This window comes from Campylobacter concisus (assembly GCF_002914005.1).
GTDB lineage: Bacteria > Campylobacterota > Campylobacteria > Campylobacterales > Campylobacteraceae > Campylobacter_A > Campylobacter_A concisus_N.
In genome coordinates this window covers 1-16,082 of record NZ_POZU01000058.1, presented here as the reverse complement: position 1 = coordinate 16,082, position 16,082 = coordinate 1, and the positions used below count along the sequence as shown (strand labels likewise).

Here is a 16,082-nt window from a genome sequence, read left to right as displayed (position 1 = left end):
AGGTTATATACCACAATCAATATATCTTTTCGACGGTACTGTCGGAGAAAATGTGGCTTTTGGTTATGAATATGACAAAGAAAAAATTATAGAAGTTTTAAAAAAAGCTAATATCTATGATTTTTTATCTTCAAAAGAAGGAGTTGATACTTTAGTCGGAGATGGCGGAATTCAGCTGAGCGGTGGTCAAAAGCAAAGAATAGGAATAGCTAGAGCTTTATATAGTGATCCTGAAATTTTAGTTTTAGATGAAGCAACGAGTGCTTTAGATAGTGAAACGGAGGCTAAAATAATGGATGAAATATATAAAGTAGGTAGTGATAAAACATTATTAATAATTGCACATCGATTAAGCACAATTGAGAAATGTAATAAGGTAATAAAATTAAATTGAGTAAAATAATTTAACTGGCAGAATATAAATAGATCCAATTTTTATAGTATATTTGTTAGCGAAGGGAGTATTAATTGTATAGTTTAGAAAAAAAACTTTATGAGCAGCTTTGCTTTTTGAGAGATGCATACGACTTACAAGGTATAAAAGCAGAGTTTGAAGCAGAAGGATCTTCTTTTAGAGATTTGATGAGACTAAGAAGACTAACTTCTAAGGCAGGAGTTAAACTATATTTAAAAATAGGCGGTGTAGAAGCTATAAGGGATATAAAAGATGCCATTGAGATTGATGTGGATGGATTGATAGCCCCAATGGTGGAGAGTAAATTTGGTGCCAAAAAATTTTATGATAGTATTTTAAATATTTATGGTGGGCATGAAATTCATACTACATTAAATATAGAAACAAAAAGCGCAATAGAAAATTTTGATGAAATTTTAGAGTATGCAAATGGCAAATTCAATAACATAACTATTGGTAGGAGCGATTTAACTGCATCATATTTTGATGAAAATATCAAGCCAGATAGTGACTTTACTTTTGAACTTTTAAAAAAAGTTGCTCTTAAAATGGATACCACAGATATGACTTTTACGGTTGGCGGTAGTGTTTCTGCTAGAACAATAGAAATTTTAGATCAAAAATATCAAAAACTAAAAAAATTGATATATAAACTTGAAACTAGGAAAGTTATACTACCAACAAAAATATTCATAGAAAAAGAAAATGCAATAAAAGAAGCTTTGAAATTTGAAGAGTTATATATATTATCAAAAAAAGAATTTAGTGATATGCAGATTGGATCAGAACTATCAAGACTAACAGAGCTAAAAAGGAGATTGCAATGAACAATTTTGCAGTAATAATACCAGCACAAGAAAAGAATAGATATCAAGAGTTAGGTGATATAGCACCTTTTGGGGATACTACACTTTTGGAATGGAAAATAGCACAATGTAAAGAATTTATAAGATCGTCTCAAATTTATATAAACTCTGAGAGTAAAAATATTGAAGAGATAGCAATAAGGTCAAATGTAAATTTTATTGAAAGGGAGCCAAGGTTAAATTATATAGATATGGTTATGAGATCTATATATAAAGTCAAGGAAGATAATATTATATGGATAAATTGCACTACTCCTTTTTTAAATAGCAAAAGCTACAAAACAATGGCAAATGTTTTTTTGGATAATAAGATAGATTCATTAATTGCGGTTCACAAAAAAAGGGACTACATTTTTTTTCAAGATAGGAGGCTAAATTTTACAGGCAACTTAATGTCTAGAAATGAAATAGAGCCAGTTTATATATTAACGAATGGTTGCTATATAATTAAAAAAGAAATCGCTTTAAATAGTAGAAGCTTATTTACGGAAAGTCCGTATTTTTTTGAAATAGATTCATTTGAGTCTATTGAAATAAATAATATAGAAGACTATGCTTTTGCCAAAGAGTTAATCAATATGTATTTTAAAAAGGAACTAATGTAATGAAAAAAAAGATAGTAGCGATTGTCCCGGTTAGAAAAGGCTCTCAGAGAGTTGTATCAAAAAATACTAGAGATTTTGCAGAAACCAACCTACTTAAATTAAAGTTAGATATTTTAAGACAACTTAAAGGGATTGATGAGATTATTGTTTCAACTGATTGTGAGAAGTGTACTAGAATAGCGCAAGAAAATAATATTAAAGTTCACATTAGAGATAATTTTCATTCTGGTTCTACTGTAACAAATGATGAGCACTGGTATCATATTGCAGATATTACACCAGGGGATATAGTGTTTATGGCCCAGGTCACAAGTCCTATGGTTAAAGTTTCTACTTACCAAAAGGCAATAAATAAAATTATAGAAGATGAAAGTATAGATAGTATAGTTTCAGTTTCTGAAGAAAAAAAATTTTTATGGAAAGATAATAAACCGATTAATTACGATATTAATAGAACACCAAAAAGTCAAGATTTACCTAATATATTTTCATTAAATTTTGCTATCTCAATTATAGATAAAGATGTGATGATGAAAAAAAGAAATGTTGTTGGCGATAGGCCGTATTTTCTATACCTTAATAAGATAGAATCTGTTGATATAGATGATATTTTCGATTTTGAATTTGCAGAGTTTTTGTATAAAAAGTATACAAAAGAATGGTTATTAACTAATTAATTAAATATAGGAAAGAGTGTCATGAAAATTTGCTTAGTTACAGGGGTAGCTGGTTTTATTGGTTCGGCCGTTGCGAAGAGACTATTGGAAATGGGCTATAGAGTAATTGGAATAGATAATTTATCAACTGGTATATTGGAGCAAGTACCTGAAAATGTTGAATTTTATAAAATGGCTACACATGAAGGTCAAATGATAGAATTATTAAATAGCTATAAATTTAATGCAATATTTCATATAGCTGGTCAGAGTGGGGGCGAACCAAGCTATTCTAACCCTGTTTATGATCTGCAAGCAAATACGCAATCTACATTACTTTTATTAAAATATGCAGTTGATAGTGGTTGTAAAAAATTTATTTATGCTAGTACAGTATCCGTTTATGGTGAGCCTAGGCATAATTTAGAAATATCCGAAGATGCATTAACATTACCAAAATCATTTTATGGTGTTGGTAAGCTTGCAAGTGAAAACTATCTTAGAATTTATTCAAATCAGTTTGGATTAGATACTGTAGCATTAAGATTATTTAATATATATGGTCCAGGACAAAATCTTGATAATCTTTATCAGGGTATGACAAGTATTTTTTTGTCTCAAGCTATTAGAAATAAGCATATTCATGTTAGAGGTCCAAAAGATAGATTTAGAGATTTAGTTTATATTGATGATACAGTTGATGCTTTTGTTAAAATGATGGATTCTAGAATAAAGGGCTTTAATATCTATAATGTTGCCACATCAAAAAAGACTAGCGTTGAAGAAATTGTAAATGAGATAAGAATTAATTTGCCATTTGATATAACTGTCAAATATGAGGGAACAACACCAGGAGATGTTTTTGGCTATACAGGAAGCAATAAAAAGATTATGAATGATATAAATTGGATACCACTAACTAGTGTAAAACAAGGTATAAAGACTATGACTAAATGGGCCTTGAATCTTAATAAAGAAAGTAAAAGTTATAGCAAGATTGAGAAAGATTAGATAACAATAAAGAAATGGTCTGAAATTATAAAACATAGTCTTAGATTATTTTAAAATTTATAATAGTAATTAGGAAAGATTTTTGACTAAAGTAGTATTTTGGGATTTTGATGGAGTCATATTAAACAGCTTGCCAGTAAGAGACTATGGATTTAGAAAAATATTTGAGGAATTTAATGATGTTCTTGTAAATAGATTGCTAGAATATCATTCTTTAAATGGTGGATTAAGTCGTTATGTAAAAATAAGATATTTTTATAATGCTATTTTAGGTATCGATGTAAGTGATGAAAAGGTTCAAGAATTAGCAAGTAAATTCTCATATATAATGAAAACAGAGCTTACTAATAAAAAATATCTTATTACCGAAACAGTAGAATTTATAAAACAAAACTATAAAAAATATAATTTTCATATAGTCTCTGGATCTGATGAAAAAGAGTTGAACTATCTTTGCGAAAAGCTCGATTTAAGTAAATTTTTTAAAACAATAGAGGGTTCTCCAACTCCTAAAAATGAGCTAGTAAAAAACGTATTGAGAAAATATAATTATAATTCCAACGAATGTATTTTGATAGGAGATAGTGTAAACGACTATGAAGCTGCTTATCTAAATAAAATAAAATTCTATGGATATAATAATGAAAAACTGAAAAATAAGGCCGATTATATAGAGGATTTCTATATATTCAAAATAAAGGAATAAAATGAAAAAAGATGTTTTTTTATTTATATGTTCACCTAGTTTGGGCACATTGGATAGTTGGGCATCTGTTTTGCATGAACTCAAAAATAAACAGCCTGATGCGCAATTTATATTCTACGCACATGATTATTACATAATAAAACAAATTGAATTAAACTCACCATTGATTAAGCTGGCAAGTGAGATATTTACTGCTATTGTTTATAAAGACATAAATGGTGCTTTTATCAAATCTAATAATTTTGAACTTATTCTAAAATATTCTTTTTTTTCAAATCATCTAAATCCATTTTTGATATTAAAAAAAATTTTAAATAAGCTAAGGATTATTAAACTAGAATCTTGCTTAAATTCTATAATGACAAAAATAAATGCAATAATAGTAAAAATTTATAATTTGAAATTTATAAATTTATATCAATTAAAAAGTGAAAATTTAAAAATATTGTATGATGTTTACGAATCTAGCAAGGATGCCCATGAAGATATATTAACCAAACTAAGTGAAGTTAAAAAGTATTCAATTTGCCATGGAAATAATAGTCATGAATATCTGTTAGAGGAATTAAAAACAAGAACTATTGTAAATAACTATCCGAACAATAATACTATTGTATTTGCATCATCTGAGAAAGATGCAGAGTACTATGAAAATTACTATGGGATAAAAAAAGAGTTTTGTAGGGTGGTGGGTATTCCAAGACATGAGAAAAAATGGATTGATTATTTTATGGATCGTTATTGTGGTAATTATGAAATCCCTTTTAATGGAAATTATATCTTTCTAATCTCAAGAAATTATGGCTCATTCATGCCAAGAGAAGAAAAAGTTAGATATGTCAAAGAGATTTATAAACAGGCTAAAAAATACAATTTAAAGCTGATAATAAAAAAACATCCTGATGAAGTGTGCGATAACTCTTGCGAAGAAGCATTGCCTAAAGAAGAATGTGGGATTGGTTGGATGGTTTCAAATTTGCATACATTTTTCTTAGGAAAACATTCCAAATTTGCTATTTGTTTTTATTCTGGAGTTGTTTCAGATATGATCTCAATCGGTATACCAACAATAGAAATGTTAGATTCAAAATACGCATATAATCTTAATAAGAATATAAAAGATAAAAATAGTGGAAAAAATGTTACTGAATATGGATACTATAATTTAGTTTTAGTTGCAAACGATAATAAAGAACTAGACTCACATATTAAAAGAATATTTAATGAGTTTGAGGTGGTTGTTAGTGAGCTAAAAAAATCTTATGATCAAGTTTTTTATAAAAAAGAAAATGTAAATGAATATATAGCAAATGAAATAATTTGGAATTAATATGAACAATATCTTAAGTTTAATAGGACGCACCAAAAATCTCTTTGAAGATGATATAAATGCGCTTGGTAAAAATTTAAAAGAGATAGTTTCAAGTTCGAGCTTTCTAGTTATTGGTGGTGCCGGTTCTATCGGTTCAGCCGTGACAAAAGAAATTTTTATGAGAGATCCAAAAAAACTATACGTCGTCGATATCTCTGAAAATAACCTTGTCGAGCTAGTGCGTGACATAAGAAGTGAGTTTGGATATATAAATGGTGACTTTAAAACTTTTGCCATAGATGTTGCAAGTGCCGAGTTTGACGCACTTTTGGCACAAAGTGGTGGATTTGACTACGTGTTAAATTTATCAGCGCTAAAGCATGTTAGAAGTGAAAAAGATCCATTTACACTCATGAGAATGCTTGAAACAAATATCTTTAACACCGACAAAACACTAGCACAAGCCTTTGGTATGAAGTCAAAAAAATATTTCTGCGTTAGCACCGACAAGGCCGCAAACCCTGTAAATTTAATGGGAGCTAGCAAGCGCATCATGGAGATGTTTGCGTTTAGACACTCTTTAAATATCGACGTCTCGATGGCTAGGTTTGCAAACGTGGCATTTAGCGACGGCTCTCTTCTTTTTGGCTTTCAAAAACGCATAGAAAAGTCTCAGCCTATAGTCGCCCCAAACGATGTCAGGCGCTATTTTTTAACACCAAAAGAGAGTGGCGAGCTTTGTCTTTTAAGCACTATTTTTGGCGAAAATAGAGATATATTTTTCCCAAAATTAGATGAAAATTTAGACCTCATAACATTTAGCGAGATAGCCAAGCGCTACTTGGCAAATCTAGGCTACGAGCCATTTTTATGTGAAAATGAGGAGGAGGCCAGAAAGCTTGCAAAAGTGCTTCCGAAAGATGGCTTTTATCCTTGTCTTTTTGCGCCTAGTGACACGACTGGAGAGAAGGACTACGAGGAGTTTTTTGTTGATGGCGAGAGGCTTGACATGCAAAGACTTCAAAATATCGGCATAGTAAAAAATGATGCAAATTTTGACAGCAAAAAGCTAGAAATTTTCAAGAACAATATCTTAAATTTAAAATCGAGCTTGACATGGTGTAAAGAAGATGTTTTGCGCGAAGTTTTCGAGCTCATACCAAATTTTATGCATAAAGAAACAGGAAAATATCTCGATGAAAAAATGTGATTTTGACGAGGTTTTGAAATTTATAAAAAGCACCTTTGGCAAGGACAAAGTTCCGCTTCACGAGCCTAAATTTATAGGCAATGAGAAAAAATATCTACTTGAGTGCATCGACTCTAGCTTTGTCTCAAGTGTTGGCAAATTTGTCGATGAGTTTGAGAGCAAGTTAGCTCAAATGGTTGGTGCTAAATTCGCAGTTGCTACGACAAATGGTACCTCTGCGCTTCATATCTGCCTAAAGTTGGCCGGCGTAGAACAAAACGACGAAGTGATCACGCAGCCAGTTACTTTTATAGCCACTTGCAACGCCATTAGCTACCTTTTTGCAAAGCCAGTTTTTGTGGATGTCGACCTTGACACGCTTGGTATGTCGCCAGCGGCGCTTAGCGAGTTTTTAGAGAAAAACTGCGAGCTAAAAGACGGCAACTGCGTAAATAAAACTAGCGGTAGGATAGTGCGTGCCTGCGTGCCTATGCACACTTTTGGGCTGCCTTGCAAGATAGATGAGATAGCTGAAATTTGTAAGCGTTGGAACATCGTTTTGGTGGAAGATAGTGCCGAGAGCCTTGGCAGCTACTATAAAGGCACTCATACAGGGAATTTTGGCAAGCTTGCAGCGATGAGCTTTAATGGCAATAAGATCGTTACCAGTGGAGGCGGTGGAGCGATCATCACAAATGACGAAGAGATAGCAAAGCACACTAAATTTATCACCACGACGGCTAAGGTACCACATCCTTTTGAATACCGCCACAGCGAGATCGGCTACAACTACCGCCTGCCAAATTTAAATGCGGCCTTGCTTGTGGCTCAGCTTGAAAATTTGGAGCTATTTTTAAAGAGCAAACGAGAGCTAGCGATGATCTATAAAGAGTATTTTTCTAAATTTGATGATGTGAAATTTATAGATGAGCCAGCCAACGCTAGGTCAAATTTTTGGCTAAACGCGGTGCTTTTTGAAAGTCATGAAAAACGGGATGAGTTTTTGAAATTTAGTAATGAAAATGGCGTTTTTACGCGTCCTATCTGGCAGCTCATGAATGAGCTTGATATGTTTAAAGAATGTCAAAGAGATGAGCTAAAAAATGCTAAATTTCTAAGCGATAGGATAGTAAATATCCCAAGTTCAGCAATACTATGAAAAGCAAAGATATGGCATCAGGGATTTATATAATAGGGACAGGAGGATTTGCAAGTGAGGTTACTGAGTATATTCTAGATAATGGCGAATATAAAATTAATGGATATTTTGATATTAAAGAAGATGATTATAAAAAATATAAATATGTAGCACCATTTTTGGGAGATGAACAAAACTACAATTTTTCTAAGGAGGATAATGTAGCTATTGCTATTTCTGACCATGAGCTAAGGAATAAAATATATATGTTTTTAAAAAACAAAGGGGTTAAATTTCCAAACATCGTTCACAGAAGCTCGTTTGTGTCAAAGTCTTCTTTTGTAGATGAGGGCTCCTTAATATGTCCATTTGTATCCATAACATCAAATGCCAGTATAGGCAAAAACTTTCAAGCAAATATTTATAGTTATGTAGCGCACGACTGCGTAATAGGAAATAATGTTACATTTGCTCCATCCGTTAAATGTAATGGAAATGTAATAATCGAAGATGATGTATATATTGGAACCGGAGCGATTATTCATCAGGGTAAACACAATAGACCATTAAGGGTTGGAAGAGGCGTTGTGATTGCGGCCGGCTCAGTGGTAACAAAAAGTATCGAAGCCGGAAAGACTGTATTTGGAAATCCAGCTATTGAATTTACGAAAGAAAATCTAAAAAGGAGAAGCTAGATGGCTAATTTTTTAAATTCAATTCCAATTGAAGAGATTAAAATAGGCATGAAAGCTAGCTATTCTCAAACTATCACAGATGCCGACATTAAAGCGTTCGCAGGTATTAGCGGGGATAGAAATCCAGTACACATAGATGAGGAATATGCTTCTAACTCAAGATATAAAAAAAGAATTGCTCATGGACTAATGACTGCATCTTATTTTTCTGCCCTTTTTGGTACTAAAATTCCAGGGGAAGGTTGTGTTTATGTCTCTCAAACCTTAAATTTTAAAAAACCTGTTTATGTCGGAGATACGGTAACTGCCACTGTTGAGGTCTTTAGAGTTGATCTAGAAAAATTTAGGGTATTTTTTAGAACTATTTGCAGAGTTAAGCAAAGAATTGTTACTGATGGGGAAGCAGAAATATATATACCCAAAATAAGGAATTAAATGAATAAAGTGTTTATCATAGCTGAGGCTGGAGTAAATCACAATGGTGATATAAATTTAGCAAAAAAGCTAATCGACATAGCAGCCAAGGCTGGCGCTGATGCGGTAAAATTTCAGACATTTAAAGCTACTCTTAATATTTCAAAAAATGCGCAAAAAGCTAACTATCAAAAACAAAATACTGATAAAAACGAGAGTCAGCTTGATATGATAAAAAAACTAGAGTTAAATGAAAATATACACAAGGAGCTCATTACCTACTGCAAACAAAAAAATATCACATTTCTCTCAACTCCTTTTGATAGCGACAGCATAAAGCTTCTTGATGAGCTTGGGCTTAGTACATTTAAGATCCCAAGCGGTGAGATAACAAATTTACCTTATCTTAGGCAGATAGGCGGGCTCAATAAAAAGATCATTCTCTCAACCGGAATGGCGAATTTAGGCGAGGTGGAATCTGCGATAGAAGTACTTATAAAAAGCGGCACGAAACATGGAAACATAAGCCTTCTTCATGCAAATACACAGTATCCAACGCCGATGGAGGATGTAAATTTAAAGGCGATGATAACTCTTAAAAATGCCTTCGGTCTTGAGGTCGGATATAGCGATCATACGCTTGGCATCGAGGTTGATATCGCAGCGGTTGCCATGGGTGCAAAGATTATAGAAAAGCACTTTACGCTCGATAAGAGTATGCCTGGGCCTGATCATAAGGCGAGCCTTGAGCCAGATGAGTTAGTAGCGATGGTCAGAGCAATTAGAAATATAGAGCTAGCACTTGGTGATGGGTTAAAGCACTTTAGTAAAAGTGAAAGCGAAAATATCAAAATAGCTAGAAAGTCGATCGTGGCAAAGTGTGATATAAAAAAGGGTGAAATTTTTAGCGAGAAAAATATCTGCGTAAAACGCCCAGGGGACGGCATAAATCCTATGAGATGGGATGAAGTGATAGGGCAGATTTCGCAAAAAGACTATCAACAAGACGAACTGATATGAGAAAAATTTGTGTAGTAACAAGCACTAGAGCAGAGTATGGCTTGCTTTACTGGCTCTTAAAGGAGATCGAGGCAGATAGTGAGCTTGAACTTCAGATCATCGCTACTGGTATGCATTTAAGCCCTGAGTTTGGACTCACATACAAAGAGATTGAAAAAGAATTTAAGATAGATAAAAAGATAGAAGTTTTAAGTAGCTCTCATACTAGTCTTGATATTTGTTCGGAGATGGCAAGAGTTTATGAGAAATTTGCTCCGGCATTAGCTGAGCTTAAACCTGACATATTGGTGCTTCTTGGTGATAGATATGAGATATTTGGTGTAGCAGGTGTGGCTAGTATCATGCAGATACCAATAGCACACATACATGGCGGAGAAACTACCCAAGGGGCATTTGACGAGGCCTTTAGACATAGCATAACAAAGATGAGCCATATTCATTTTGCAGCTACAAGAGAGTATGCAAACCGCATAATCCAGCTAGGAGAAGAGCCTATCAGGGTTTTTAATGTCGGTGGACCTGGCATTGAAAATATAAAAAAGCTAAATTTACTAAATAAAGATGAGTTTGAAAAATTAATAAATTTCAAGCTTGCTAAAAAAAATATACTAATCACATTTCATCCGGTAACGCTTGAAAATGGTAGTGCAAAAGAGCAATTTAAAGAGCTTTTAAAAGCGATAGACGAACTGCAAGATACAAATTTTATCTTTACAAAAGCAAATAGCGACACAGATGGTGATGTGATAAATAAAATGATAGATGAGTATGTGAGTAAAAATTCACAAAAAGCTGTGGCGTTTGCTTCACTTGGGCAGCTAAGATACTTAAGTGCGATAAAATTTGTTGATATTGTCCTAGGAAATAGCTCGAGTGGCCTTTCAGAAGTTCCAAGCTTTAAAAAGGCCACCATAAATATAGGCGACCGCCAAAAAGGACGCGCTAGAGCTAGCAGTGTGATAGACGTTAGGCCTGTTAAAGAAGAAATTTTAGCTGCTATAACAAAAGCATATTCGAAGGAATTTAAGCAAATTTTACAAGACACAATCAACCCATACGATAGTGGTAGCCCAAGTAAAAAAATACTAAAAATTTTAAAAGAGATAGAGCTTGATGATATTTTGAAAAAGAAATTTTATGATGTAAAGATATAAAGAATGAAGAATATAGAAAATATAAAGCTAAAACAAAATGCCACTATAAAGGAAGCCTTGGGGATTATAGATAGCGGAGCTATGCAGATAGCTTTAGTTGTTGATGATAATGATAAGCTTCTTGGAACACTTACAGATGGCGATATAAGAAGAGGTATATTGAGAGGGCTAAACCTTGACAGCTTTATAGAGACGATCATTTATAAAGAGCCGGCTGTTGCAAAAATTTCTAGCACAAAAGAGGAAATTTTAAAGATAGCATTATCCAAAAAACTTCACCAAATACCAATAATAGATGACAATGGAATAGTTTTAGACTTAAAAGAGATAGAAGAGCTTGTTGAGCCAAAGATCAAGACAAATAGAGTCATTTTAATGGTAGGAGGCCTTGGTACTAGACTTAGACCACTTACAAAAGATACACCAAAGCCGATGCTAAAGGTCGGAAATAAGCCGATACTTCAAACGATAGTTGAGAAATTTGCAGAGTATGGCTTTGTAAATATCACGATGTGTGTAAATTTTAATGCAGGCATCATCAAGGACTATTTTGGTGACGGCAAAGAATTTGGAGTAAACATCGACTATATTTTAGAGCAAAAAAGAATGGGTACGGCAGGTGCATTAAGCCTACTAAAAGAGCGTCCAAGTGAGCCATTTTTTGTAATGAACGGCGATCTTCTTACAAATGTAAATTTCGAGCATATCTTCAACTACCACACGCTAAATAAAGCGACGGCTACAATGTGTGTAAGAGAGTATGACTACGAAGTGCCTTATGGCGTTGTAAAAATGAATGACAACAAGATAGTAGAGATCTCAGAAAAACCGGTGCAGAAATTTTTTGTAAGCGCTGGAATATATATGCTTTCACCTGAAATTTTAGATCTAATACCAAAAAATGAATTTTATGATATGCCTACGCTGTTTGAAAAGCTAATAAAATTAAGTAAAAATATTATATCATTTCCGATCAGAGAATATTGGCTTGATATTGGACGTATTGAAGAATACCAAAGGGCAAATGAAGAATATGGTATATTCTTCAAATAATTAAAATGGAGTAAAATATGAAATATTGCACAAGATGCGTAATGCCTGATACAAGACCTGGTATTGCTTTTAATAAAGAGGGTGTTTGTACAGCTTGTCAATCTTACGAAAATAGAAAAAAAATAGACTATAAAAAAAGATGGTATGAATTTGAAGAACTTTGTAATAAATATAGAGGTATGAATGGTTTAAATGGCTATGATTGTATGATAGCTGTTTCAGGTGGAAAAGATAGCCATTTTCAAACATATATTATGAAAGAGAAAATGAAGATGAATCCACTTCTAGTTTCAGTGGAAGATAATTTTCCTATGACAAAAGCTGGAATGCATAATATAAAAAATATATCTGAGGTTTTTGGCTGTGATATACTATCTATAAAGCCTAATATACAAGCTCAAAAAAAAATAGGTAGGTACACATTTGAAAAATACGGCAAACCAACGTATTTTATAGATAGATACATTTATACATATCCTTTACATATGGCAGTTAAATTTAATACACCATTGCTAGTTTACGGCGAGAATGTATCTTATGAATACGGCGGAGTAAATTGTATCGAAACGTATTCTGCTAAGGAACAAGTAAACAATGGTGTGGGAAGTGGAATATCTCGTAATGAACTTTTAGAAATAGGCGTAGACGAAAAAAACTTAAATTTCTTTGATCCACCACAAAAAGAGGATTTAGACAAACTGGATCCAATCTACTTAAGTTATTTTTTAGAGTGGAATAGTTTCAATAATTATAAAATTGCTAAAAAATATGGTTTTCATGATTTAACTCATGAGTGGAGAAGAACTCATCACATTGAGCAATTTGATCAAGTAGATTCAGCGGCTTACTTGGTTCATTCCTGGATGAAATATCCAAAATTTGGACATGCTAGTGCTACTGATTATGCTGCAAGAATGATAAGATATGGGATGCTTACCAGAGATGATGCTATAAAACTCGTAAAAAAGCATGATCACGATCTGGATCCAAGATGTATAAGAGAATTTTGCCAGTTTTTTGGGTACAGTGAAAAAGAATTTTGGAAAATTATGGATAGTCATTATAATAAAAATATTTTTGAAGAAGTAAATGAAGGTGTGTGGAAATTGAAAAATTAATAAGATGAAGTTAAAAATTTTAATTATAGGTTATGGCTCAATAGGTAAAAGGCATTACGAAGTATTGGAAGCTTTACCGCAGATAGATGATATCTGCCTCGTTACTAGCCAAGATGTAGCTGGGAAAATTTGTTACAAAAGTTTAGAAGAAGTCTCAAATTTAGACAAGTTTGACTACTTTGTCATAGCAACTCCCACATTTTTACACCTGAAAAATTTAAAATTTTTAGACGAGAAAGTAAAAGATAAAATAATACTTTGTGAAAAGCCTTTGTTTGAGAAATTTTACGATTTTACGCCAAAAAACAACAAAATTTTTGTAGGCTACGTGCTTAGATTTCATCCACTTTTACAAAAACTAAAAGAGCTTTTGAAGAGTGAAAAAATTTTGTACATAAACGCTAGTTGTGGACAGTATCTACCAAGCTGGAGAAATGGAGACTATACAAAATGTTATAGTGCTAGCAAAGAAAAAGGCGGTGGAGTTTTGCTAGATCTTAGTCATGAGCTAGACTATACCATGTGGCTGTGTGGCAAATTTAAGAGCATAAAAAGCTTTCAAGATAAAATCTCAAATTTGCAGATAACAAGTGATGATTTATGTTTAATCTTTGGCAAAACAAATAATAATGTAGTAGCTAATATAAGCATTGATTATCTAAGCCATATGACACATAGAAACGTGCGAGTGGAGTGCGAAGGCTCCACTTATGAGCTTGATTTTATAAAAGGTACTCTCATAAAACAAGATATCAATAGGCAAATTTTTAACATGCCAAATTTGGCAAGAAATGAGATGTTTTTAGCCATGCATAAAGATGTCTTGGGTGAGCAAAGATACGTTTGTGGCTTTATCGAAGGACAAGATACTATGGGCGTAATAGATCAAATTCAAAGGCAAAATAATGAGTAATGTTTTATGTACGATATGTGCGAGAGGCGGTAGCAAGGGTGTAAAAGGAAAAAATATACGTGAGCTTTGTGGAAAACCACTTATTGCTTACACCATAGAGCAAGCCAGAGAGTCAAATTTATTTGAACATATAGTAATCAGTACTGATAGCGATTTGATCGCAGAAACAGCAGTAAAATATGGCGCAGAAGTCTTTTTTAAAAGAGATGCTACTATGGCCAGCGATACAGCTGGAAAGCTTGATGTGATAAAAGATGCTTTTTTAAAAAGCGAACAACATTATGCACAAAGATTTGATTATGAGATTGATCTTGATGCAACAGCTCCACTTCGTGATGTAAGCGATATCATAAACGCTTACAATCAGTTTCTACGCGACAAAAATGACAATCTAATAACTGCGATGCCAAGCAGAAGAAGTCCATACTTTAACCTAGTTGAAATTTATCCTGACGGACGTGTAGGACTTGCAAAAACTTTAGCAAAAGCCATTGTAAGACGGCAAGACGTACCAAAAACATATGATATGAATGCTTCTATTTATATTTGGAAGCGTGAAGCCTTGCTAAATAATGATACGCTCTTTTTGCCAAGAACTGGGCTTTATGTAATGAGTGAGGATAGATCAATTGATATAGATTGTGAACTGGATTTTAAATTTGTAGAGTTTTTAATGAAGGGAAAAAATGCTAACAGATAAAGTCATAGTAGTAACAGGAGGGGCTGGTAGGATAGGAAGTGCTTTCATAAGAGCCATCGCTAGTCAAAACGGAGTTGGAGTAATAGCAGAAGTCGATACAAAAAGAGCAAATTTACTAAAAGATGAGATAAAAAACTCAAACAAAGACGCAAAAATAGAAGTTTTACAAATTAATATCAGTGACGTAAATTCTGTTAATGAAGCCATAAATTTCTTACACTCAAAATATGGCCACATAGATGCACTGGTAAATAACGCCTATCCAAAAAACAAAAATTACGGTAAGAAATTTTTTGAGATAGATATGAATGATTTCAATGCCTTCTTAAATTTACACCTTGGTGGATACTTTAATATCTCACAAAATTTTATAAAATACTTTTTAAAACAAGGCTACGGCAATATCATAAATGTCTCATCTATACAAGGTATCGGAGCGCCTGCTTTTGAGACTTACGAAGGTACGAATATGCACTCTCCTGTCGAATATACAGTAGTAAAACATGGCCTTCTTGGCATGACAAAATACATGGCAAAGATGTTTAAAAAAGACAATATCCGCGTAAACGCTATAAGTCCTGGAGGAATTTTGGATGGGCAGCCTGAGAAATTTTTAAGCCAATATAAAAAAAGATGTGGCATGAAAGGAATGCTCAATGCAAATGATATTTGCGGTGCTTTGATCTATTTACTAAGCGATGTATCAAAATATGTAAATGGACAAAATATCGTAGTTGATGATGGATTTAGTTTATAAAGAAATGAATTTAAATTATACTATGGTTGTTATGATTAGTAAAATGGGTTATTAAAATGAGAAAAATTATTTTAATTGATTTAGATTGCAATGTAGTGCATTCGGTGATTAGGTCAAATGTATTGCAAATTGATACATTAATAGTGAGCTCAAAGAGTGATGTTATAAATATACAGGAAAAGTATAATATACCTATTGTTTTATCGTGGTACGAAGTAAATGAATATTATACTAAACAAAATATAAAACTAGATTATTCTATAATTAAGAATTTTAGAAATACACAATTAAAAGTAGAACATTTTTTTTCTAGAGTCACAAGTGATCTAAATTCACAGCAATATTTATATTATTGTGCAC

General features: G+C 32.8%; 19 protein-coding genes. All 19 read left to right on the top strand.

What is annotated here, in order from left to right; all coding sequences use genetic code 11:
* On the top strand, positions 1–394 hold a 394-nt coding region (locus CYP54_RS06355; protein ID WP_141108514.1), incomplete at its 5' end, for an ATP-binding cassette domain-containing protein.
* A gap of 74 nt (positions 395–468) precedes the next feature.
* Positions 469–1,242, top strand: coding sequence for an aldolase/citrate lyase family protein (locus tag CYP54_RS06350; protein ID WP_103604606.1), 774 nt, complete (start codon positions 469–471; stop codon positions 1,240–1,242).
* Positions 1,239–1,886 (top strand): glycosyltransferase family protein, encoded by a 648-nt coding sequence (locus CYP54_RS06345; RefSeq protein WP_103604605.1) that lies wholly within the window; start codon positions 1,239–1,241, stop codon positions 1,884–1,886. The genes CYP54_RS06350 and CYP54_RS06345 overlap by 4 nt, the downstream gene beginning before the upstream one ends.
* Positions 1,886–2,563, top strand: a complete 678-nt coding sequence (locus CYP54_RS06340) for an acylneuraminate cytidylyltransferase family protein (RefSeq protein ID WP_103604604.1) — start codon at positions 1,886–1,888, stop codon at positions 2,561–2,563. The genes CYP54_RS06345 and CYP54_RS06340 overlap by 1 nt, the downstream gene beginning before the upstream one ends.
* Before the next feature lie 21 nt (positions 2,564–2,584).
* Positions 2,585–3,553: an NAD-dependent epimerase/dehydratase family protein gene (locus tag CYP54_RS06335; RefSeq protein ID WP_103604603.1), complete on the top strand. Its 969-nt coding sequence runs from the start codon at positions 2,585–2,587 to the stop codon at positions 3,551–3,553.
* A gap of 82 nt (positions 3,554–3,635) precedes the next feature.
* Complete coding sequence (locus tag CYP54_RS06330) at positions 3,636–4,259, top strand: HAD family hydrolase (RefSeq protein ID WP_103604602.1); 624 nt, start codon at positions 3,636–3,638, stop codon at positions 4,257–4,259.
* Position 4,260: 1 nt separating this feature from the next.
* Positions 4,261–5,589: a hypothetical protein gene (locus CYP54_RS06325; protein WP_103604601.1), complete on the top strand. Its 1,329-nt coding sequence runs from the start codon at positions 4,261–4,263 to the stop codon at positions 5,587–5,589.
* Between the two features lies 1 nt (position 5,590).
* Positions 5,591–6,781, top strand: coding sequence for a UDP-N-acetylglucosamine 4,6-dehydratase (locus CYP54_RS06320; RefSeq protein WP_103604600.1), 1,191 nt, complete (start codon positions 5,591–5,593; stop codon positions 6,779–6,781).
* Positions 6,768–7,919, top strand: a complete 1,152-nt coding sequence (locus tag CYP54_RS06315; RefSeq protein ID WP_103604599.1) for a LegC family aminotransferase — start codon at positions 6,768–6,770, stop codon at positions 7,917–7,919. The genes CYP54_RS06320 and CYP54_RS06315 overlap by 14 nt, the downstream gene beginning before the upstream one ends.
* The gene (locus CYP54_RS06310; RefSeq protein ID WP_219810470.1) at positions 7,916–8,593 is read left to right on the top strand and encodes an acetyltransferase; all 678 of its coding nucleotides are present in this window, start codon (positions 7,916–7,918) and stop codon (positions 8,591–8,593) included. Before CYP54_RS06315 ends, CYP54_RS06310 begins: the two co-directional genes overlap by 4 nt.
* Positions 8,594–9,028, top strand: a complete 435-nt coding sequence (locus CYP54_RS06305; protein WP_103604598.1) for a MaoC family dehydratase — start codon at positions 8,594–8,596, stop codon at positions 9,026–9,028.
* Positions 9,029–10,027 (top strand): N-acetylneuraminate synthase, encoded by a 999-nt coding sequence (gene neuB / locus CYP54_RS06300; RefSeq protein ID WP_103604597.1) that lies wholly within the window; start codon positions 9,029–9,031, stop codon positions 10,025–10,027.
* The gene (gene neuC / locus CYP54_RS06295) at positions 10,024–11,181 is read left to right on the top strand and encodes a UDP-N-acetylglucosamine 2-epimerase (RefSeq protein ID WP_103604596.1); all 1,158 of its coding nucleotides are present in this window, start codon (positions 10,024–10,026) and stop codon (positions 11,179–11,181) included. Before neuB ends, neuC begins: the two co-directional genes overlap by 4 nt.
* A 3-nt stretch (positions 11,182–11,184) precedes the next feature.
* The gene (locus tag CYP54_RS06290; protein ID WP_103604595.1) at positions 11,185–12,234 is read left to right on the top strand and encodes a nucleotidyltransferase family protein; all 1,050 of its coding nucleotides are present in this window, start codon (positions 11,185–11,187) and stop codon (positions 12,232–12,234) included.
* Positions 12,235–12,251: 17 nt separating this feature from the next.
* Positions 12,252–13,352: an N-acetyl sugar amidotransferase gene (locus tag CYP54_RS06285; protein ID WP_103604594.1), complete on the top strand. Its 1,101-nt coding sequence runs from the start codon at positions 12,252–12,254 to the stop codon at positions 13,350–13,352.
* Positions 13,353–13,416: 64 nt separating this feature from the next.
* Positions 13,417–14,265 (top strand): Gfo/Idh/MocA family protein, encoded by an 849-nt coding sequence (locus CYP54_RS06280; RefSeq protein WP_258033678.1) that lies wholly within the window; start codon positions 13,417–13,419, stop codon positions 14,263–14,265.
* Positions 14,258–14,965, top strand: coding sequence for an acylneuraminate cytidylyltransferase family protein (locus CYP54_RS06275; RefSeq protein ID WP_103604592.1), 708 nt, complete (start codon positions 14,258–14,260; stop codon positions 14,963–14,965). The genes CYP54_RS06280 and CYP54_RS06275 overlap by 8 nt, the downstream gene beginning before the upstream one ends.
* Positions 14,952–15,722 carry an oxidoreductase gene (locus tag CYP54_RS06270; protein WP_103604591.1) on the top strand — a complete coding sequence of 257 codons (771 nt, stop codon included), beginning with the start codon at positions 14,952–14,954 and terminating at the stop codon, positions 15,720–15,722. The genes CYP54_RS06275 and CYP54_RS06270 overlap by 14 nt, the downstream gene beginning before the upstream one ends.
* A 56-nt stretch (positions 15,723–15,778) precedes the next feature.
* Positions 15,779–16,082, top strand: a 304-nt coding sequence (locus tag CYP54_RS09980; protein WP_219810469.1) for a hypothetical protein, incomplete at its 3' end; no start/stop codon positions are given.